The following is a 19,900-nucleotide window of genomic DNA, read 5'->3' on the forward strand; positions in this document are numbered from 1 at the left end:
TATGGTCGATTTTCATCATAAAACAGTTTTAATTACGGGCGGTGCTGGATTTATCGGCAGTAACCTCGCTTTTTATTTTCAAGAAAACTTTCCGACATGTAAGGTCGTCGTTTTTGATTGTTTCCGAAGCGAAGCGACGTTTTCCAACGGCCATTTGAAGAGTTTCGGGCATTTTAAAAACCTGATCGGATTTCAAGGCGAAGTGATTAGCGGCGATATTAACGATGAAGCGGCTATTGCGAAACTGGTTGCGTACCGCTTTGATTATATCTTCCACGAAGCGGCGATTTCCGATACGACCGTGCTCGATCAAGGGATGATGATCCAAACCAACGTCAATGCTTTTAAGCATATCTTGGAACTGGCCCATCAAAGCGGTGCGGTCATAGTCTACGCTTCCAGTGCCGCAACGTACGGCGATGCTCCTTCTCCTCAACGCATCGGATACGAGCGACCCCAAAACGTGTACGGTTTTAGCAAACTTGCCATGGAACATACCGCACGAGCATTTTGCGTATTGCATCCAAAAATGTCCGTTGTAGGGCTTCGGTATTTTAACGTTTACGGTCCAAGAGAGTACTTTAAACACAAAACGGCGTCGATGGCGTTGCAACTCGGTCTTCAAATTTTAAGCGGTAATAAACCGCGTCTTTTTTACGGATCGGAAGCGATCCAACGCGATTTTATCTACATCGACGACGTCATTCAAGCCAATCTTAAAGCCGCGCTTTGCGGCAAATGCGGCGTTTACAATGTCGGAACGGGAAATCCGCGTAGTTTTCAAGAGATTGCCGATACCTTGCAACAAGAGCTCGGTACTTCCTTAGGCACGGACTATTTTGAAAATCCTTATGTCGGAGCGTATCAGATGCATACGCAAGCAGATATTGCTTTGACATGTCAGGATTTGGGTTACCGGCCGAGCGTGAGCTTGGAAGCGGGCATCAAAGCGTATGCTCCCGAAATACAACGCATTTATGAAAGCGAAGTCAAACGTGGATAAATTACGAACGTATCGTCCGAATATTTTGGTCATCGGTGACGTGATGCTGGATCATTACCTTTGGGGAAAATGCGAACGCATTTCACCCGAAGCTCCGGTTCAAGTCGTGGACATTCAAAAAGAGAGCACCGTTTTAGGCGGTGCCGGAAACGTGGTCAATAATCTTTTAAGCTTAGGCGCAAACGTCGGCGTTTTAAGCGTCGTCGGTCAAGACGAAAACGCCGAAGAGCTGGTACGCATGCTTGAAATTTCCGGTGCCGACGTTGGAGGCATCGTTCGAGAAGTCGGGCGAAAAACCGGCAAAAAAAGCCGCGTGATTGCGTCGCATCAACACGTCGTACGGTATGACAGCGAATCCAAAGAACCGATTAGCCAAACGTCGATCGAGGCGCTAGTGTCTCATTATGAAAAAATGCTTCCCCATGTCGATCTCGTTTTGCTTTCCGATTACGGTAAAGGGGTTTTAACGGAAGCCCTTACATGTCACGTTATTGCGCTTGCACGAGCAAAGAGTAAGTTGATTTTGGTGGATCCAAAAGGCGACGATTATCGCAAATATGCCGGTGCAACGCTGGTGACGCCCAATAAAAAAGAGGCAAGCCTTGCGACGAAAATTGCCATCGTCGATGATGAGAGTTTGCAAAAAGCGGGTATGTTGCTCAAAGAGCGTTTGAATCTTGAGTATGCCGTGATTACGCTTTCCGAAGACGGTATGGCACTGTTTGGCGAGACGTTTATGAAAATGCCCACCGTCGCGCGTGAAGTCTACGACGTCACCGGCGCGGGAGATACGGTCTTAGCCGCACTCGGCTATGCGCTTGCCTGCGATTTAAGTATTCAAGAAGCCGCATCGTTTGCCAACAAAGCCGCCGCCGTAGTCGTCGGAAAACTCGGAAGTGCTACGGTGAATTTCGATGAAATCGAAGCCTACGAGCATACGTTTTGCCGCACGAGCGCGCAAAGTAAGCTGAAAACGAAAGAGCAGATCCTCCGCATTCTTGCCGAGCAAAAACACCGCACGATCGTTTTTACCAACGGTTGTTTCGACATCTTACATGTAGGGCATGTGAAGTACCTCGAAGTGGCTAAAAGCTTTGGGGATATGCTCATTGTGGGGCTTAATTCGGATGCGTCGATTCAGCGTTTAAAAGGAAAAAGCCGTCCGATTAATCCATGGGAAGATCGCGCGTACCTGTTAGCGGGATTGGAATCGGTCAGTTACGTCGTTTTGTTTGAAGAAGACACGCCTTTAGAGCTTATTGCCGCTATCAAACCCGATATACTGGTTAAAGGAGCGGACTATGAAGGTAAAGAGGTCGTGGGAAGCGACATCGCCAAGGAAGTACGATTAGTAAGCTTTATCGAGGGCAAAAGTACGACGAAGACGATAGAAAGGATACGAAACGCATGATGGAGATGATTTATACCGAAATAAAAGCGCATCAAGCGGTCGTCGAGGCAACGCTTTCGACGTTGCAAAGCCACATCTATACCGCTTCGATTATTGCGAGCGAAGCTTTAAAAAACGGTCATAAGATTATGCTTTGCGGTAACGGAGGAAGTGCCGCCGACGCGCAACATATCGCCGCCGAACTGAGCGGGCGTTATAAAACGGAGCGACGCGGGCTTGCGGGGCTTGCTTTAACGACCGATACGTCGGTTTTAACGGCGGTAGGAAACGATTACGGGTTTGATCGTATTTTCGATCGTCAAGTCGAAGCTTTGGCGCAAAAGGGCGACGTGCTCATCGGTATATCAACCAGCGGACACAGCAAAAACGTCGTGCGCGCGCTCAGTCTGGCTCGCAATATGGGATGCCGTACCGTCGGTTTAAGCGGAAGAGACGGCGGCGTGATGAGCGAATTTTGCGACGTCAATATTATCGTGCCGAGCGACGATACGCCGCGCATCCAAGAGATGCACATTTTGATCGGGCATATTCTATGCCAAGCGATCGACGTAAAATAATGCAAATGAGTGTATACATTTAAAAAGCTAAAAGGTATTGATATGAAAGAATACGTAAGGGTTAAGTTAATATCGCGCGGAAGTAAACCCGACGGGGAGAGCGGTTTTAAAAAACAATTTGAAACCGACGATGCCGTATGGGGAGGATGCTCTTTTACGTTTGACCCTTTAGATCAAAACTATGATTGGTTGGTCGTTATCGATGACTTACCTCATTGTATTCCCAATCGAACCGAACGCCTGCAATGCCCTAAAGAAAATACGATATTAGTCACCACGGAACCCAGTACCATCGCTTATTACGGAGAAGCGTTTGCGAGACAATTTCATTATCTGATAACCAATCATGATTCAAAAGCACTCCCTCATCCCAATGCGAAACGTTCTCAAACGGGAAATGTTTGGTTCTACGGCAAGCGTTATGATGAAATAGCCCGCATGATCTATCCCGTTAAAACTAAAAAAATTTCAACCGTATGTTCGATTAAACAACAAGGGCATACGATGCATAAATTAAGGTACGAATTTACGCAAAAAATGCAAGAAGCCATTTTAGAACTCGAACGCTTCGGGCGAGGGTTTAAATGGATTGAAAATAAAGCCGACGCACTTGACGATTATGAATTCCATGTTGCTGTAGAAAATCATATGGAAGCCCACGTATGGACGGAAAAATTGGCCGATGCGTTTTTAGGATGGTGTATCCCGATTTATTGCGGTTGCCCGAACGTTTACGACTATTTCCCTGAAGAGAGTCTTATTTCGATCGATATTCACGATATGGAAGGATCTATCGCAAAAATTAAAGAAATTATCGCAAAAGAAGGTGAGTACGAAAGGCGCTTTGAGGCACTCAAAGAGGCTAGAAGACGTGTACTTGAAGAGTATAATCTTGTAGCGATGGTTGCTCAAATCGTACAAAATTCTCAAACGGCGCAGTTCGCGCCGAATCAGAAAATCTACTCGAGAAGGATGATGCGGGTGAAACACCTTCCCGATCTTTTTCACTATATGGGATTTCGTGCTAAAAATTTTACGAAAAATTTTTAATTTTTAACGCGGTGACGGTTCGCTCTTTTGTGCAAAAATAAAAAATGCGAACAACGAGAGTGCCGAGAGCATAGGTGCATTGCTGATAATACTATGATCAAACTGGCTAACGACTAAAAACGCGACAAAAAAAGCCAATAAAACGGAATTTTTGATTTGAACGATTTTTTCTAAGGCGACATAAAGTAAAAAAGAGAAAGCCGCGAAGCCGACAATACCCAAAAACAGCATAATTTCCAAGAAGCTATTGTGTACGCTGAATGTATTTTGTGAAGCAATTTTTTGATAGCTCATCAATCCGTAGCCGACTATCGGATGTGCTTGAATTAAGCGGATACTATCCATCCATATAATGTCGCGATCGCTTGAATTGAGGTGAATGAGTTGTACGAATCGTAAAAAAAGCGTATCAAAGTAAAGGAAAAAGCAGACGATCGATACAATGAGTATCAGCAATAGCGCGTAATGTTTGTAGGTCAATCGTTTGTATTCTTTGAAAAGATAGATCGCTAAAAAAACGGTGCAAAAAACCCATGCGGAACGGGAATAACTGAATAACAACCCGAAAATGAAAAACGGTATAGTGATGCTTAAAAAGAGTGTTTGATAATGTTTAGGGGAAAGATCGTTTTCGAAAATTAACAAAAGTGTCGATAATGTGATACCTATTGCCATAAAAAGTCCAAACGTATTGCGGTGAAACATTGCCGCACGGATTCCCCCATTCATACCCTCTCCGGCGATCGATCCCAAATGCCCTCGAATCAAATCGATACCGCTAATGGCTTGATACATCCCGTCGATACCTTGAATCGACAAGGCACATAAAATCGAAATGAGTAAAAAGCGCTTTGAAATAACGGCATTTTGATAAAGCACGATTAAGACGACGAAAAGTAGAAAATAACGAACGACGTATTCAAAAATAATTTTCCAAGAGCCAAACGAAACATAAGGACTTAAAAGGTTTGATGTCACCATAGACGCAATGACAAGTCCAAATGCGAGTAGGAGCTTTTGATAGGTGATGGCAAAGTCTTTAAAAGAAAAAAAGAGGCGATTTTTGTAAAAATAAATTCCACTAAAAAAGAGGAATAAACTGTAACTAATAGGGTATATCGCCGTTTTCATGGGAATAAAAAGAATAAAGACAGATAAGAAAAAGCGAATGGCGTTTTCCAGTGAAGCATAATACAGTATCGATCTCATAAGCCTAAGTGTCCTAAAATTTTTTCGTAAGCGGCTTTTGCCGTATAGTGATGAAGGCATGTGTCAAATCCATTGCGTGCAACGGCTTCTCGTTCGTTCTCATACGATAAAAAATAACGCACTTTTTCAAGAAGTTCTTCTTTGGTTGCATACGTTTCAATATCTTTGCCCAAAACGAAATATTCTTCCAATTCCGAATGGCGTTGGGTGATATAGAATGAACCGGTTAGCGGAGCTTCAAAATCTCGCCCTTTTAAGATAAAAATATCGTCATTGATACCGACTCCGGCAAAGCCCAAAATAATTTTGGCTTGATTAAAGAGCACAATCATTTCATCGGGCGTTGCGTTCCCTTCTTCCCAGCCCGAACCTTTGGTTAAAACCGAAATGCCGTTTTGGCGCAAATACGTGATATACGTCGGGCGGGTTCCGTAATTTGCTCCGATAAAAACGACATCGTACTTTTTTTCAAGTCCTAGCTTTTTATAAATTAACGGGTTAGCGGCATACGGTTTGTAAAGAACCTTTCCTCCTTCAACGACGTATTTGATAAGAGCACTTTTTGACGTGGTCAGCGATACGTCAAAATAAGAACAAATCTCACTCATACCGCGATACCTTCCATCAGGACCTTTACGGCTTTTGAATTTGCGTTCGTCATCCAAACTTTCGTTGATAATAGGTACGTTGAGCGTTTTAAAAAAGTCCAAAGTTGCTTGCGTGAGCGTTCTTCCCGATAGATAACATACGATAACGTCGATTGTATGTTGAGCCATGGTTTCTTGTACGAAACGCACCATCTGACGATTGATTGCTTCTTTTTGGGCGTACCACTGTTTTCGATCGTCTTGCGGATCCATCTCAAAACGAAAGACGGTACCTAATTCTTGCAACGGCAAATACGTGTTATTAATACTAAACGTACCGTCGTACGATGTAAGATAGATAATATTCAAGCGACGTCTTGAAAATGTGTTCTCGTGGATTACAAAAGTCTCAAAAGGCGGCAACGGACCGAATTTTTGAATATAGGCTTTTTCGTAGAGAGCATTTTCTCGGTGTAATCGCCATGTGCGAAATTTTTGTTTGAGCGTATTGAGCATGATTAAAACTTTAAGTTCGTCGGCGTGACGCCGCTTTTGATTATTTTAGCGGGATTGCCCGCGACGATCGTTCCGTGCGGTACGCTTTTGGTTACGACGCTTCCTGCCGCAATAATGGCATTATCGCCGATAGTGACGCCTTTTAAAATCAAGACGTTATTACCGATCCAGACATTATTGCCGATTTTTACCTCTTTGGTTTTAACGGAGAGACTGCCGTCTTCTAAGGTATATTCATGAAAATCACTGTCTAAAATCGTGACATTCCATGAAATAGCACACTGATCGCCGATTGAAATTTTTTGGGCGGAACGAAGAGTCGCTCCGGCGCTGATGTACGTGCTGTTACCTATTTCGAAGACGGCTCCTTCTTCAAGGGTTAAGGCACTTCCCAATCCTATTTTACTGTTGCCGTTTAAAACGAGTCGGCTGTGTTGCATTAAATTGATATTACATCCCGTATGCGTAAATCGAGCGATAGCACCGTCGCCGTAACCGACAATCAGCTTTCCTTGCGTACGCTGCGTTACCGAAGCTCCTTTTTTGATACGAATTTTTGCTTTTCCTTTAACGCAAAGAAAAGAATGCTTCAATTTCCAATATACGATCAGTTTATTCCACAAGGTACTTAGCATTAAAACCTCTCATTTTGCCATTCGTAATTTTCACTCAAAGGACGATCAAAAATCGTCTCAATCATATAACGCGTAATTCTTTCGCCGTTAAAGCTTCGGTGGGTTTTTCCCCAACCTTTTTGTGCGATATTTCGGCGTTCTTGATCGTGTGTATGAAAATAGCGGAGTTTGGCATGTAACTCTTCCGCTGAGTCGACATAAACGACCTCTTCATGCGTGTATAAAAGCTCCATATCGGGAACTTTAGGTGAAAACGTCAAAATACCGTTTCCCGTAAGTTGTACGATACGATCTGACATGTAAAGATCGACGTCGTTACGGCGATTGTAGCTTAATCCCATTTTGGCTTGGGATAATTGTGATGTATACGCATCTCCAAAAATCAACGGTTTTCCTAAGCAACCAAAGAATTGTGCGTTGCAAAAAGAGAGGCTTTTTTCAAGTTCTACTAAAAAAGCTTGACGCTCGGGTTCTTTATAGTCTCTGCCGCAAAAAAGAAAATCGATCGAAAGGTCGCTATGCGCGAAGCATTGGGCAGTTTCGATGGAAGCATCGGCAATATTGGGAAAATAAGCGACGCGGTTACGGGGGCGTTTGAATGCTTTTAACAGCGTGCCGCTTGTCGTTGCAAAAAAAACGTCCAAAGAGTCAATTTTGGATTGAATATTTAAACAATGGTGCTGAATCCAAAGCGGATCGACAAACCACATAGCAATTTTAATATTCGGCAATAAAAGACGAATGTGCTCTAACGTTTCACCGCTGATCAGTTCGGCATGAGAAAGCAGTAAAAGGTCCGGGGCAATATTTTTACATGTTTCAATTAGTCGGCGATTTGTTTTGCCGATCCCCCATCGCTTGGAACCGAAGATATTACCGCATCGCGCCGTGTCTCGATAGCTGAAAGGATAGACAAAGTGCCCGTTACGAATTAAGCCTTGCTGGATTTTATAATCGGTAGCATAATAGCTTTGCCCGTCTTTGAGATAATTAAAGCTTGCGACATGGACTATTTTCATCAATCTCCTTTAACAGTTCGTGCAGTTGTCGTTCTACGGCGTCAGGGGTAATTTCTTTTAAGCAAAGATTATTCTCGCATTGTTTACGAAAACAGCCCGAACAAGAAAGAATTTGCATCAAAACGGCGTTTCCTTTTTCGGGCGGAAACCATTTTGAAGCGAGTTGTCGAGAGCTAAAAAGTGCAACTAAGGGCGTATGAACGGCATAGCATAAATGCATCGCTCCGGTATCGTGGCAAATCGCTGCCGTACACGTTTGTAAAAATCCGGCACTTTGCGCAATCGAAAATTGTCCGCAAAAAGTATAGGCGCGATCCAAATCGGCAATAATTTTATGTGCGTCTTGCTTCTCTTGTTCTCCTCCGATAACCGCTACGCTAAAGCCTTCTTTGCATAAAGCAACCGCCAACGACCGCCAAGAAGAAAGCGGCCATTTGTTGGCGGGAACGTTGGTTCCGATGACAAAGGCAACCACCTTGTGCGGTGTTTGAAAAAGTGTGAGTAGTTCGGCAGAAGGAGCTTCGATCTGCAAAGGATAATCAGGCGTTCCCGTAATAGCGTTGCGCGCTAAGTTTCGTACAAAGCGTTCACTTTCGCGCAAAGGAGGTGCGTACGTTAATTGCTCTTTCACAAAGAGCTTGGACATACCTTCATCCCATCCGAAAGCATTTTTGATCCCTAGCAAAAAACGAACGACCAGCATATTGCGTAAGGTCTTAATGAGTCCGTAGTTTTGGGGAAGCTCAATGTAAAGATCGTAATGTTCGTGTTTTAAGGCTTTGAGTTCCTTTTTACGGTTTTGTTTTTGAATCAGATAGATTTTCGAAAAAAAATCTTTCCGTACAATCGTCGAAAGGTTTAAAGGGGTTGCATACGTCGTAACAAAATCGAGTTGCGCGTGAGGATAGTGCCGACGTATGATCGAAAGTGCCGGAAGCGTGACGATGGAATCACCGAATGTTCCGATGCGATGTATTAAGATTTTTGAGACAGGCATTTTAGAAGAAAATAAAAGCTTTTGAACACACGCAATAATGCGGTAACGTACCGATAAAAGGGTTCTAATCGTCAAGAGTTTTAACATGTAAGTTTGTATCATAGTCGTTTCTGATAGACACCTATTGTTTTTTCGACCATTTGATCTAACGAAAAATGGCATTTCACGTAAGTATACCCATCAAAGCTTAACTCTTTTGCTTGTGTAATTTTTTGCGCCAAATCCTGAGCGTCTTCGATGGCGGAAAAGTAGCCGTTTACGCCTTCTTGAACGATGTCTAAAACGCCGCCGTGACGCGTGGCGACGACCGGCGTGTTCATGGCGATCGCTTCGGCGACGCTTCTTCCGAAACTTTCGGGTTTTTTGGAGCAGCTGAGCGTAACGTCGCTTAGGGCGTAAATTTCCGCTACGTTATTGGAGCTTCCGCAAAATAACACCGTATCGTCAAGTTCCAGCGATGCACAAAGAGCCTGAAGTGACGCGGCATAGGCGTGTTTATCTTCGCGGATACCTCCGATAACGAGTCCGACGATGTTGGGAATCTCTTTTTTAAGAATCGCAACGGCTCGGATAAACGTTTCCAGATCTTTGAGTTGCGTAATGCGTCCGACCGTCGAGACGACGAAGCGATCGTGAAGGCCAAAGCGCGTTTGAAACGCTTCGATAAACGATCGATCGATCGTTGAAGGATTAAAAACCGTAAGATCGATACCCCTCGGGATGACGCTTATTTTTTCATCGGGAACGCCGTAGTGTGTTTGAATAAAGTCTTTGATCGCGCCGCTAACGCAAATCACGTGATCGGTTTTGGTCATAATCGAACTGTAAAATCCGACGGAGTTAAAGCCGTGAACGGTTGAGACGACGGGAAGGCGTAAAAAGCGATTGGCGAAAAAGACCATCCACGCCGGTACGCGGCTTCTGACATGTAAAAGATCGGGGCGGATTTTTTTCAAAGTACGGTACAACACAAAGATGCGCCACGGTGCACTGAAGGGGTTTTTCGAGCAGACGTCGACTTTGACATGTACGCTTCCTTCACGCTCTAATCGCTCGACCAAACGACCGCCGTTGCTGATGACGACGCTTTCAAATCCGCGTTTGATCAATTCGTGTGAGAGTTCGACGACGCCGCGTTCCACGCCGCCTTCGTTGAGTTCGGGAAGCAGTTGGACGATTTTCATCTACCGATCTCCTGCGCGTAGCGTTTAAAGTCGATTTTACGGTTGCAGCGTGCTACCGTTCCGTCAAACAGGTGGAGGTATCCTTCTTGCTCAAGGGTCTTTGCCATGGCAAAAAATTTAGTGTTTTTCACTGCGTTCAGCGGCAACACTTCAACGCAAGACGTACCGTAACCGATCGCTTCGCTAATCATCGACGTGGAGTCGATCGTGATAAACACGACTTCGCAATGCTCCAAAAAATCGGCGATAGGGTTGATGGGTGTTTGGGAAAAAATGACGCGGTAGGCAAAGGGATAACGTTCGACTAAGGCTTCGATCTCTTTGGAGGTTCGAGGGGATGTCGTTAGCGCGATTTCGTAGCCTTGAAAGCGTTGAAAGATAGCGTCGAGTTGGTTTTTGAGACGCTCTTTATCCATTTTCAAAAGAGCGTTGTCCCCGCCGATAACGATACCTACAGACGGAGCTTTCGGCGTGAACAGCCCTTGCGGCCTTGGACGGCTAAAATTTGCCGGGAGCACGACAATGTTCGTCCGTCGTGGCGGATGATCGTGCTCTTGTGCAAAAATAAGATCGAAGTCGTAACGGTAACCTTGCGGAAGCATCATCGTGACGGACTTAATGTTGAGGGCGCGCGCAAGCGTTTTGTTCGCATAATAGGTCCCAGAGCCTGCCGAGACGATCAGATCGTAGGTTTGATGAAGCGGCTCAAGATTTTTAAAAAGCCAAAGCGTGTAAATTTTGAAAAAATCAAGCACGTACGAGAGCAGTTTCAACGTGCGACATGTAAAGGCAACGGGAAGAATATCGTAATGCGCTTCAAGGTATTCGGCAAATGCGACGGATTGGTTGAGATGCCCTTTTCGGGAGTCGCTTAAAATGAGAATCCTCACGGGCGAATCCTCCAGCGATTGTGCATCCAAAACCACTGTTCGGGATACTCCCTCACGACTGCTTCGATAATATCGTTGTAGTGTTGGGTTAAGCGTGCGATTTTTTCCGTTTCATCCCACGCTTCGCTCAAAGAAAGTTCGGCGTCGCGACCGATGATCAGTCGGTAGCGACCGCTTGCTTGACGTGCCATAAAAAGCGGTATGACGGGCGGATCGTAGCGTCGTTTTAAGAGCGCGGTGGAACTTACGGTATCGGCGGGATGTCCGAAAAAAGAGGCTTGGATGCTATTGGCACCGCTTGCTTTTTGGTCGATCAACATACCGGCGATACCTTTGTTTTTTAACGTGCGTAAAATGGCGTTTATCGCTTGGCTTTTGTTGGCGAGCGCATTTCCGTAGAGGCTTCGAAACGGTGCGGTAATATATTGTTCGATCAAACGGTTGTTGCCGCTTCGACCGATGACGACCATCGGATAACCGTGTTTGGCTAGAAAATGGGCTAATAGTTCCCAATTCCCGAAATGAGCGGTTAGGAGTAAAATGCCTTTACGATTATCGGAAAAACGTGCGTGGATCTCCTCAAGCGCTTCGTCGAGGTTTTCGACGGCCGCATCGATATCGAAACGGCGATGGTACATTAGTAAAACTTCCGCAAGCGTCGTGCCGACACTGGCATATGCTTTTTTTGCCAACGCTAAACGGGAGGAGGCTTCCATCTCCGGAAATGCCAACGCGAGGTTTTTAAGCGTTAGCGAACGTCTACGACGATCAAGCCTGAAAAAGAGCGCTGCAAGCACTCCGAACAAACGGTAAATCACACGGATAGGAAGCAGCTTGGCTAAAAAGAGCACACTTTTAACGACGGCGTATTCCACGTAAATTCGCATCTCATCACTTTCATAGTAAAATTAGGCTAAAATTTTAGCTAAAACGAGCCAAGGAGAGACTTAATGATCTGCGTCTTCGACATAGAGACGATTCCCGATGCCGCGCTGATTCGAAACGTTTTAGGCTACGAAGGAGACGACTATAGCGTCTCGATGTTAGCGATGAAAGAGCAAGAAGAAAAAAGCGGAAGTTCGTTTCTGCCGCTTCCTTTTCACAAGATCGTCGCCGTTTCCGCGGTGATTGCCGATGATTTCGGAATGTTCCGAAAAGTCAGTAGCATCGAGGGTGCAAACGAGCATGAAATGATCAAAAATTTCCTTCATTTTATCAACCAGAAAAATCCTAAATTGGTCAGCTTTAACGGACGGAGTTTCGATATGCCGCTTTTGATGCTTCGCGCGATGCAATACAACCTGACATGTAGTGCGTATTTTGAAGCGGAAAACAAAGAGTTAAATAAAAATAAATGGGAAAATTACCGCGCACGCTATTCGGATCGCTTTCACGTGGACGTGATGGATCATTTGTGCGAATTCGGCGCGGTTCGAGGACTCAAACTCGATCATGTTTGCGCGATGGCGGGACTTCCGGGAAAATACGACGTCCACGGCGACCAAGTGATGGAGCTTTATTACGCGGGGGAAATCGGCAAAATCAAAGAGTATTGCGAAAGCGACGTGCTCAATACTTATTGGCTTTTTTTAAAATACGAGCTTTTAAAAGGCAATCTCATTATAGAAGATTATCAGCGCGCATTGGTTACAATGCAGGAAAATTTAAAACACGACAAATCCTATACCGACGTGTTCGGCATAGCCATTGAAGAAGAATTGTACAAGGAACATCGATGAAGACGATTTTTAGGGAATATGACATCAGGGGTATTTATCCAAACGAACTGAACGAGCAGACGGTTAAACTGATCGGCTACTTTTTGGGCAAACGCATTTTAGAGGTCGGAAACGTCGTTTCGATCGGCTACGACGCACGAAGCCATTCGCCTGTTTTATGCGATAATCTGACCAGCGGTTTAAATAAAGCGGGATGTAAAGTGCTCAATATGGGACTCGTGGCGACGCCCGTGAACTACTTTAGCAATTTTCAAACGTTTGAGGGGCTCACGCCTAACGCGTCTATTATGATCACGGGGTCTCACAACCCGAGCGAATATAACGGCTTTAAAGTGACGATCGATAAAAAGCCTTTCTTCGGCGAAGATATTTATGCTTTGGGTGCTGAAATTATGCGCAATTACGAGATGGAGATCGAAGACGATCTTAGCTCGACGTTTATCAACGCCAAAGAGCGTTATATCGCTTATATGATTCAAGAGTTCGACCATCTCAAAGGCTTTAGCACGCCGTTTGTCTACGACTGCGGTAACGGCGTTGCGGGGGTTGTCGTACAGGATATTTTCAAAGGTTTAAACTTTACATGTAAAGGTTTGTTCACAGACCCCGACGGTACTTTCCCGAACCATCATCCAGACCCTACGGTGGAAAAAAACCTTAAAGACATTAAAAAAGAGCTTGAGGGCGAATTTTCTCTAGGCTTTGCTTACGACGGCGATGCCGATAGAATCGCGTTTCTCACGAAGAAAAATAACGTCAAGGGCGACATTATGGCGATTTTGTTCTCCCGTGCGATGAAAAATCCGACCGTGATCGGCGAGGTCAAATGCTCGCAAATCATGTACGACGACATCAACGCCAGAGGCAAAGCGATCATGTATAAAACGGGACACAGTAACCTTAAAGTGATGATCGCCAAAACGGGTGCGGATTTTGCGGCGGAAGTGAGCGGGCATCTTTTCTTCAACGACCGCTATTTCGGTTACGACGACGCTATTTACGCGACCCTTCGTATGATCGAATTGGTGAAAAACGGTCTTGACGTCGACGCGGAGATTGCAAAGCTACCGGTCGTTTATTCGACCGAAGAACTTAAAGTCGAAACCAACGAAAACGACAAATTTCCATTGGTCGAAAAAGTCAAAGAGCTCTTAAAAAATCCTCCCAAAGATTTTCCGGCGATTAAAGAGATCGTCGACGTCGACGGCGTTAGGGTGATTTTTAGCGACGGTTGGGGTTTGGTCAGAGCTAGCAATACGACACCCGTACTGGTGACGCGTTTTGAATCGACCGTGCAAGCGCATGCCAAACTCTACGAGCAAAAGCTCAATGCGTTGATTGCGCAGGCAAAAGAGATGTTGGCATCGCATTAAGAGTGTCGATGCGTAAGGTTGTTTTTATCTGTTTCGTATCGCTTTGTTTTTGTTTTGCCGCTAAGCCGGATTTGATGCTTTTGGAAGAGTGGAAAGACCAAAACGTTTCAGGCTGGTTAATGAGCGAGAAAATGGACGGCGTACGCGCTTATTGGGACGGACAAAAGTTGATTTCGCGCGGCGGCGTCGTTTTTGCGGCTCCGACGTGGTTTACCGAAGGATTTCCGTCTTTTGCGGTGGACGGAGAGTTGTGGAGCAAGCGCGGAGAATTTTCGAAAATCGTCTCGATCGTCAAAAAACAAGAACCGCACGAAGGATGGAAGGAGATCGCTTTTTACGCGTTTGACGTTCCTTTGGAAAGCGGCGGTTTGGTGCAGCGTTTGGTCAAGCTTGAGTATTATCTCAAACTGAATCAAGCCGATTATCTTCACATCGCAAAACAAGTGACATGTAAAGACAACGACGATTTGCAACGTTTTCTAAGCGAGGTTGAACAAGGCGGCGGCGAGGGTGTCGTCGTTCGCAACCCCGATGCCAAATACGTTGCCAAACGCGATCCGAACGCCTTGAAAGTGAAACGTTTTTACGACGCCGAATGCGTCGTCACGGCACTACATCCGGGCGAGGGAAAATACAAAAAAGTTTTAGGCTCGCTGACATGTCAAAACGACGAAGGCGTTCGCTTCGATATCGGTTCGGGTTTTAGCGACGAAGAGCGAAAAAATCCTCCGGCGATCGGAACAAAAATTACGTACAAATACAAAGAGACGACGTCCAATCAAAAACCGCGTTTCCCCGTGTACGTGAGAATCAAAGAAGAGATTTAAAAGGTAGTGGTTATGGATAAAATTGCAATCATCGGTCTGGGTTACGTCGGGCTTCCCTTAGCCGCAGAGTTTGCTAAGCAATACCCCGTCGTCGGCTTCGATATTTTTCAAGCACGTATCGACGAACTTTCTCAAGGGTACGATCGTACCTTAGAACTCACAAGCGACGAGCTCAAAGAGGCGTTACGTTGCGGCATCAGCTTCAGCACGAATCTGGAAGATATGCGTTCGTGTACGATTTTTATCGTTACGGTTCCTACGCCGATCGACGCAAGCAATCGTCCCGATTTAACGCCTCTGATTAAAGCCAGTCAAAGCGTGGGAAAAGTTTTGAAAAAAGGCGACATCGTCATTTACGAAAGCACGGTGTATCCGGGCGTGACCGAAGAGGTTTGCGTGCCCGTTCTCGAAGAGGTTTCGGGCTTAACGTTCAATCGCGACTTTTTTGCGGGTTATTCGCCCGAGCGTATCAATCCGGGTGATAAAACGCATACGGTTAAGCATATTTTGAAAGTGACTTCGGGTTCTACGCCCGAAGTTGCCGAAAAAGTCGATGCGCTTTACCGTAGCATTATCGTCGCCGGAACGCATAAAGCCTCTTGCATTAAAGTCGCTGAAGCGAGTAAAGTTATCGAAAACACCCAACGAGACGTGAATATCGGGTTGATCAACGAATTAGCGCTTATTTTTAATACGATGGGAATCGATACCAATGAAGTTTTAGAAGCCGCCGCGACGAAATGGAATTTTATTAAGCTCAAACCGGGGCTTGTCGGCGGACATTGCATCGGGGTCGATCCGTATTATTTAACGTACAAAGCCGAAGAGTTAGGCTATAAACCCAATCTCATTCTCGGCGCGCGCCAAATCAACAACAGCATGGGAAAATACGTCGCCGATAAAACGATTAAGCTGATGATCGAACACGATACGAAAATTAAAGATGCCAACGTGCTTATTTTGGGCTTGACCTTTAAAGAAAATTGTCCGGATATTCGCAATACCAAGGTCGTCGATATTATCGAAGAGTTAAAAACGTTCAAATGCAACGTCGATGTTTACGATCCGTGGGTCGATCCGGCCGAAGCAAAGTTACATTACGGCTACGATTTGATTGCCGATCCGTTTGAAAACGATAAAAAATACGACGCCATCGTCGTTGCCGTAGGTCACCAAGCGTTTGTGACCTTGCCCGAATCGGAGTACCGACGCCTCAGTAACGTCTTAATCGACGTCAAAGGCATCCTCAAAAATCCGACGTGGAGATTGTAAGTGAAAATAACCGTCGTCGGAACAGGGTATGTCGGGCTTTCAAACGGTATTTTATTGGCACAGCATCATGACGTGGTCGCTTTGGATATTGTGCCTGAAAAAATTGAAATGCTGAATGCTAAAATTTCACCCATCGAGGATAAAGAGATTGAAGCATATTTGAGAGAAAAACCGCTTCGTTTTAAAGCAACATTGGATAAACACGAAGCGTATGAGAATGCAGAGTTTATTATTATCGCAACACCCACTGACTACGATCCTGAGACCAATTATTTTGATACTAAATTGATCGAGAGTGTCATTCAAGATATTTTGACCTCTAATCCGAGCGCAACGATGGTGATCAAATCAACCATCCCGGTGGGGTATACTAAAAGTGTACGTGAGCGTTTTAAAACTCAAAACATTATTTTTGTCCCTGAATTTTTACGTGAAGGCAAAGCTTTGTATGACAATCTTTACCCTTCTCGCATTGTGGTGGGAGAAAAGAGCGAGCGAGCACAAAAATTTGCAGCGTTACTCGTAGAGGGCGCTTTGAAAAAAGATATTGCGATTGAGTTTACCGAATCAACGGAAGCTGAAGCCATCAAACTCTTTGCCAATACCTATCTTGCTATGCGTGTCGCCTTTTTTAACGAGCTTGACTCCTACGCGCAAATTCATGGACTGAGTACTCAAGAGATCATCGAAGGTGTCTGTTTAGACCCACGTATCGGCAATTTTTACAACAATCCTTCGTTTGGCTACGGTGGGTACTGCTTGCCAAAAGATACCAAGCAACTTTTGGCGAACTACAATAATGTCCCTAATAACCTTATTCGTGCAATAGTTGATTCCAATAGTACGCGAAAAGATTTTATCGCCGATTCGATCATCAAACAAAAGCCGAACGTCGTAGGAATTTACCGATTAATTATGAAAGCAGGAGGTAGTAACTTCCGCACCTCATCGATTCAAGGCGTGATGAAGCGTATTAAAGCTAAAGGAATAGAGGTTGTTGTTTATGAACCCATGTTGAAAGAACCAAAGTTCTTCAATTCTTGCGTAGTGAACGATATTAATAAATTTAAAAAAATATGCGATGTCATTCTTGTCAATCGCATAACACCTGATCTTGAAGATGTTAAAACAAAAGTGTTTACGAGAGATTTATTTGGTAAAGATTAAACATAAGGAATGTATGTGATTAATGTCATTTTATGCGGCGGGAGCGGTACACGACTATGGCCGCTTAGCCGTACGCTGATGCCCAAACAGTTTGTCAAACTTTTTGATCAAAAATCGTTGTTCCAGTTGACGGTTGAACGCAACAGTACGGTGTGTAGCGAACACTTTATCGTCTCCAATACCGAGCAATATTTCTTAGCACTCGATCAATTGGAAGAGCTTAAAAAGTCGAACAATCGTTATTTGCTCGAGCCGATTGCTCGCAATACAGCTCCTGCTATTGCCCTTGCATGTATGGCGGTAAACCAAGAAGAGATCGTTTTAGTTACCCCAAGCGATCATCTGATTAAAGATCAAAAAGCATATGAAAGAGCGGTTAACGAAGCGGAACGCTTAGCCAAAGAGGGCTTTTTGGTGACGTTTGGTATCAAGCCGACGTTCGCCGAAACGGGATTCGGTTATATCGAAGCCGAGGGTGCAGAGGTGAAAGCTTTTCATGAAAAGCCCGATCATCAAACGGCGGAAGCTTACGTACAAGCCGGAAATTACTACTGGAACAGCGGGATGTTCTGTTTCAAAGCAGGTGTGTTTTTGCATGAACTTGAGACGTATGCGCCGCAAATTTTCCTGACATGTCAAACTGCTTATGCCCATGCACGCCAAGACACCGTTTTACGCATCGGTCATGACGATATGTTTGCTATTCCCGAAGATAGTATCGATTATGCCGTAATGGAAAAAAGCAAAAAAGTGAAAGTCGTTCCAAGCGATATGGGTTGGAGTGACGTGGGAAGTTTTGATGCACTCTGTCAAGAACTCGATAATGATGCAAGCAATAATTTCGTGATGGCCGATAAACATGTCAGCCTCATTGATGTCCATGATTTGATTGTTATCGATACGGAAGATGCGCTTTTGATTAGTCAAAAAGGGAGTTCCCAAAAAGTCAAAGAGATTGTAGGAAAGCTCAAAAAAGAAAACGGTGATTTGACGACGACGCATAAAACAGTGCATCGTCCATGGGGTACTTACAGCGTTTTAGAAGATAAAATAGGGTATAAAATTAAAAAAATTGTCGTGAAACCGGGATGTCGCTTGAGCTTGCAAAAGCACTTTCACCGTAATGAGCACTGGATCGTCGTTAGCGGAACGGCCGTTGTTCAAGTTGAAGAGAAAATTTTCTTGGTACGGGAAAACGAATCGACGTACATTAAGGCGGGGGAAATTCATCGCCTAAGCAATGAAGGGAAAATTCCCTTGGTGTTGATCGAAGCGCAAGTAGGAAGTTATACGGGCGAAGACGATATCGTAAGAGTTGAAGACGATTATAAAAGGAAAGAAGTATGAATCAAAAAGTGGCACTTATTACAGGAATTACAGGACAAGATGGAAGTTATTTAGCAGAATTTTTGCTTAAAAAAGGCTACATCGTTCACGGACTAAAACGACGCAGTTCACTGTTTAATACCGATAGAATCGACCATCTTTACCAAGACCCTCACGTTGAGAATAGAAACCTTATTTTGCATCACGGTGATATGACCGATAGTATGAATTTAACACGTATCATCCAAGAGACACAGCCTGATGAGATCTATAATCTTGCGGCGATGAGTCACGTAGCTGTTTCATTTGAAACGCCTGAATACGTAGCCAATGCGGATGGTACAGGAACGCTTCGTATCTTAGAAGCGGTGCGTCTTTTAGGCTTAGAGAAAAAGACAAAAATCTATCAAGCCAGTACCTCCGAACTTTATGGAAAAGTCCAAGAAACCCCTCAAAAAGAGACCACGCCGTTTTATCCGAGAAGCCCGTATGCCGTGGCTAAAATGTATGCGTATTGGATTACCGTTAATTACCGAGAAGCGTATGGTATGTTTGCCTGCAACGGCATTTTATTTAACCATGAATCTCCCGTGCGTGGAGAGACATTTGTAACGCGTAAAATCACCCGCGCTGCTTCTAAGATTGCACTTGGTCTTCAAGATAAACTTTATCTTGGTAACTTAGATGCCAAACGTGACTGGGGACATGCCAAAGATTACGTCAAAATGATGTGGATGATTCTTCAAGCAGACGAACCAGAAGACTGGGTAATCGCTACGGGGCAAACGACGATGGTGCGTGATTTTGTACGTATGGCGTTTGGCTATTGCGGTATCGAGCTTGAGTTTAAAGGTATTGGCGTGAAGGAAGTCGGTATCGTCAAAGCATGTTCCAATCCGCTTTACCAAGTTGAAATCGGGAAAGAGGTGGTAGCAGTCGATCCTCGCTATTTCAGACCGACTGAAGTGGATCTGCTTTTGGGAGATCCAAGTAAAGCAGAGCAAAAATTAGGATGGAAACGTGAATTTAAGCTCGAGGATTTGGTCAAAGACATGATGGCATCGGATCTGAAATTGATGACCAAAGATGTTTACCTCAAAGAAGGTGGCTATAAAATTATGAGTTATTTTGAGTAAGA

18 protein-coding genes and 1 pseudogene are annotated in these 19,900 nt (G+C 44.6%); 11 read left to right on the top strand and 8 right to left on the bottom strand.

All coding sequences use genetic code 11. The annotated features are described in order from the left end of the window. Position 1: 1 nt before the first annotated feature. Genes rfaD through NL930_RS03105 form a run of 4 tightly spaced genes read left to right on the top strand, consistent with a single transcriptional unit; the run spans position 2 to position 4,021 of the window. Entirely contained in the window at positions 2-1,003 is a 1,002-nt protein-coding gene (gene rfaD / locus NL930_RS03090; protein ID WP_254377431.1) for an ADP-glyceromanno-heptose 6-epimerase, read from the top strand. Further along, the gene (gene rfaE1, locus NL930_RS03095) at positions 996-2,414 is read left to right on the top strand and encodes a D-glycero-beta-D-manno-heptose-7-phosphate kinase (RefSeq protein ID WP_254377430.1); all 1,419 of its coding nucleotides are present in this window, start codon (positions 996-998) and stop codon (positions 2,412-2,414) included. Before rfaD ends, rfaE1 begins: the two co-directional genes overlap by 8 nt. Further along, positions 2,411-2,971 (top strand): D-sedoheptulose 7-phosphate isomerase, encoded by a 561-nt coding sequence (gene gmhA / locus NL930_RS03100; protein WP_041962268.1) that lies wholly within the window; start codon positions 2,411-2,413, stop codon positions 2,969-2,971. Before rfaE1 ends, gmhA begins: the two co-directional genes overlap by 4 nt. 42 nt (positions 2,972-3,013) lie before the next feature. Further along, positions 3,014-4,021, top strand: a complete 1,008-nt coding sequence (locus NL930_RS03105; RefSeq protein WP_254377429.1) for a glycosyltransferase family 10 domain-containing protein — start codon at positions 3,014-3,016, stop codon at positions 4,019-4,021. A gap of 3 nt (positions 4,022-4,024) precedes the next feature. On the opposite strand, the gene NL930_RS03110 is transcribed toward NL930_RS03105, so the two are convergent. The 8 genes and pseudogenes from NL930_RS03110 to NL930_RS03145 all read right to left on the bottom strand — a co-directional run bounded on the left by NL930_RS03110 (position 4,025) and on the right by NL930_RS03145 (position 11,945). Further along, positions 4,025-5,230 carry an O-antigen ligase gene (locus tag NL930_RS03110; protein ID WP_254377428.1) on the bottom strand — a complete coding sequence of 402 codons (1,206 nt, stop codon included), beginning with the start codon at positions 5,228-5,230 and terminating at the stop codon, positions 4,025-4,027. Next, the gene (locus NL930_RS03115; protein ID WP_254377427.1) at positions 5,227-6,333 is read right to left on the bottom strand and encodes a glycosyltransferase; all 1,107 of its coding nucleotides are present in this window, start codon (positions 6,331-6,333) and stop codon (positions 5,227-5,229) included. The genes NL930_RS03110 and NL930_RS03115 overlap by 4 nt, the downstream gene beginning before the upstream one ends. A 2-nt stretch (positions 6,334-6,335) precedes the next feature. Beyond that, a pseudogene (locus tag NL930_RS13380) lies at positions 6,336-6,515 on the bottom strand (DapH/DapD/GlmU-related protein); the annotation flags it as partial. A gap of 452 nt (positions 6,516-6,967) precedes the next feature. Beyond that, the gene (locus tag NL930_RS03125; RefSeq protein WP_254377426.1) at positions 6,968-7,987 is read right to left on the bottom strand and encodes a glycosyltransferase; all 1,020 of its coding nucleotides are present in this window, start codon (positions 7,985-7,987) and stop codon (positions 6,968-6,970) included. Further along, the gene (locus tag NL930_RS03130) at positions 7,959-9,086 is read right to left on the bottom strand and encodes a glycosyltransferase family 9 protein (protein ID WP_158509028.1); all 1,128 of its coding nucleotides are present in this window, start codon (positions 9,084-9,086) and stop codon (positions 7,959-7,961) included. Before NL930_RS03130 ends, NL930_RS03125 begins: the two co-directional genes overlap by 29 nt. Next, positions 9,083-10,168, bottom strand: a complete 1,086-nt coding sequence (locus NL930_RS03135) for a glycosyltransferase family 4 protein (protein ID WP_254377425.1) — start codon at positions 10,166-10,168, stop codon at positions 9,083-9,085. Before NL930_RS03135 ends, NL930_RS03130 begins: the two co-directional genes overlap by 4 nt. Continuing rightward, the gene (locus NL930_RS03140; RefSeq protein ID WP_254377424.1) at positions 10,165-11,058 is read right to left on the bottom strand and encodes an ELM1/GtrOC1 family putative glycosyltransferase; all 894 of its coding nucleotides are present in this window, start codon (positions 11,056-11,058) and stop codon (positions 10,165-10,167) included. The genes NL930_RS03135 and NL930_RS03140 overlap by 4 nt, the downstream gene beginning before the upstream one ends. Next, on the bottom strand, positions 11,055-11,945 hold the full coding sequence (locus NL930_RS03145; RefSeq protein WP_041962262.1) for a lysophospholipid acyltransferase family protein: 891 nt from the start codon (positions 11,943-11,945) through the stop codon (positions 11,055-11,057). Before NL930_RS03145 ends, NL930_RS03140 begins: the two co-directional genes overlap by 4 nt. Positions 11,946-12,008: 63 nt before the next feature. Here NL930_RS03145 and NL930_RS03150 point away from each other — a divergent pair, with 63 nt between their 5' ends. From NL930_RS03150 to gmd, 7 genes are read left to right on the top strand one after another with little or no spacing between them, the layout of a single operon-like run. Continuing rightward, a complete protein-coding gene (locus NL930_RS03150; protein WP_041962261.1) occupies positions 12,009-12,797 on the top strand; it encodes a 3'-5' exonuclease in 789 nt (262 codons plus the stop codon). Beyond that, positions 12,794-14,170 (top strand): phosphomannomutase/phosphoglucomutase, encoded by a 1,377-nt coding sequence (locus NL930_RS03155; RefSeq protein ID WP_039674248.1) that lies wholly within the window; start codon positions 12,794-12,796, stop codon positions 14,168-14,170. Before NL930_RS03150 ends, NL930_RS03155 begins: the two co-directional genes overlap by 4 nt. 8 nt (positions 14,171-14,178) lie before the next feature. Further along, a complete protein-coding gene (locus NL930_RS03160) occupies positions 14,179-14,997 on the top strand; it encodes a DNA ligase (RefSeq protein ID WP_041962260.1) in 819 nt (272 codons plus the stop codon). Between the two features lie 12 nt (positions 14,998-15,009). Further along, a complete protein-coding gene (locus tag NL930_RS03165; protein WP_254377423.1) occupies positions 15,010-16,269 on the top strand; it encodes a nucleotide sugar dehydrogenase in 1,260 nt (419 codons plus the stop codon). Beyond that, positions 16,270-17,436: a nucleotide sugar dehydrogenase gene (locus tag NL930_RS03170; protein WP_254377422.1), complete on the top strand. Its 1,167-nt coding sequence runs from the start codon at positions 16,270-16,272 to the stop codon at positions 17,434-17,436. 15 nt (positions 17,437-17,451) lie between these two features. Next, the gene (locus tag NL930_RS03175; protein WP_254377421.1) at positions 17,452-18,783 is read left to right on the top strand and encodes a mannose-1-phosphate guanylyltransferase/mannose-6-phosphate isomerase; all 1,332 of its coding nucleotides are present in this window, start codon (positions 17,452-17,454) and stop codon (positions 18,781-18,783) included. Next, complete coding sequence (gene gmd / locus NL930_RS03180) at positions 18,780-19,898, top strand: GDP-mannose 4,6-dehydratase (protein ID WP_254377420.1); 1,119 nt, start codon at positions 18,780-18,782, stop codon at positions 19,896-19,898. Before NL930_RS03175 ends, gmd begins: the two co-directional genes overlap by 4 nt. Positions 19,899-19,900 lie beyond the last annotated feature (2 nt).

The sequence above is a fragment of the Sulfurospirillum sp. hDNRA2 genome, assembly GCF_024206095.2.
GTDB lineage: Bacteria > Campylobacterota > Campylobacteria > Campylobacterales > Sulfurospirillaceae > Sulfurospirillum.

What these genes read in the sequence shown, in the direction of transcription:
- rfaD (WP_254377431.1), top strand. Translation starts at nt 2, where the DNA reads ATGGTCGATTTTCATCATAAAACAGTTTTAATTACGGGCGGTGCTGGA.
- NL930_RS03165 (WP_254377423.1), top strand. Translation starts at nt 15,010, where the DNA reads ATGGATAAAATTGCAATCATCGGTCTGGGTTACGTCGGGCTTCCCTTA.
- NL930_RS03160 (WP_041962260.1), top strand. Translation starts at nt 14,179, where the DNA reads ATGCGTAAGGTTGTTTTTATCTGTTTCGTATCGCTTTGTTTTTGTTTT.
- NL930_RS03135 (WP_254377425.1), bottom strand. Translation starts at nt 10,168, where the DNA reads ATGAAAATCGTCCAACTGCTTCCCGAACTCAACGAAGGCGGCGTGGAA.
- NL930_RS03105 (WP_254377429.1), top strand. Translation starts at nt 3,014, where the DNA reads ATGAAAGAATACGTAAGGGTTAAGTTAATATCGCGCGGAAGTAAACCC.
- NL930_RS03125 (WP_254377426.1), bottom strand. Translation starts at nt 7,987, where the DNA reads ATGAAAATAGTCCATGTCGCAAGCTTTAATTATCTCAAAGACGGGCAA.
- NL930_RS03150 (WP_041962261.1), top strand. Translation starts at nt 12,009, where the DNA reads ATGATCTGCGTCTTCGACATAGAGACGATTCCCGATGCCGCGCTGATT.
- gmd (WP_254377420.1), top strand. Translation starts at nt 18,780, where the DNA reads ATGAATCAAAAAGTGGCACTTATTACAGGAATTACAGGACAAGATGGA.
- NL930_RS03110 (WP_254377428.1), bottom strand. Translation starts at nt 5,230, where the DNA reads ATGAGATCGATACTGTATTATGCTTCACTGGAAAACGCCATTCGCTTT.
- NL930_RS03145 (WP_041962262.1), bottom strand. Translation starts at nt 11,945, where the DNA reads ATGCGAATTTACGTGGAATACGCCGTCGTTAAAAGTGTGCTCTTTTTA.
- gmhA (WP_041962268.1), top strand. Translation starts at nt 2,411, where the DNA reads ATGATGGAGATGATTTATACCGAAATAAAAGCGCATCAAGCGGTCGTC.
- NL930_RS03115 (WP_254377427.1), bottom strand. Translation starts at nt 6,333, where the DNA reads ATGCTCAATACGCTCAAACAAAAATTTCGCACATGGCGATTACACCGA.
- NL930_RS03130 (WP_158509028.1), bottom strand. Translation starts at nt 9,086, where the DNA reads ATGATACAAACTTACATGTTAAAACTCTTGACGATTAGAACCCTTTTA.
- NL930_RS03155 (WP_039674248.1), top strand. Translation starts at nt 12,794, where the DNA reads ATGAAGACGATTTTTAGGGAATATGACATCAGGGGTATTTATCCAAAC.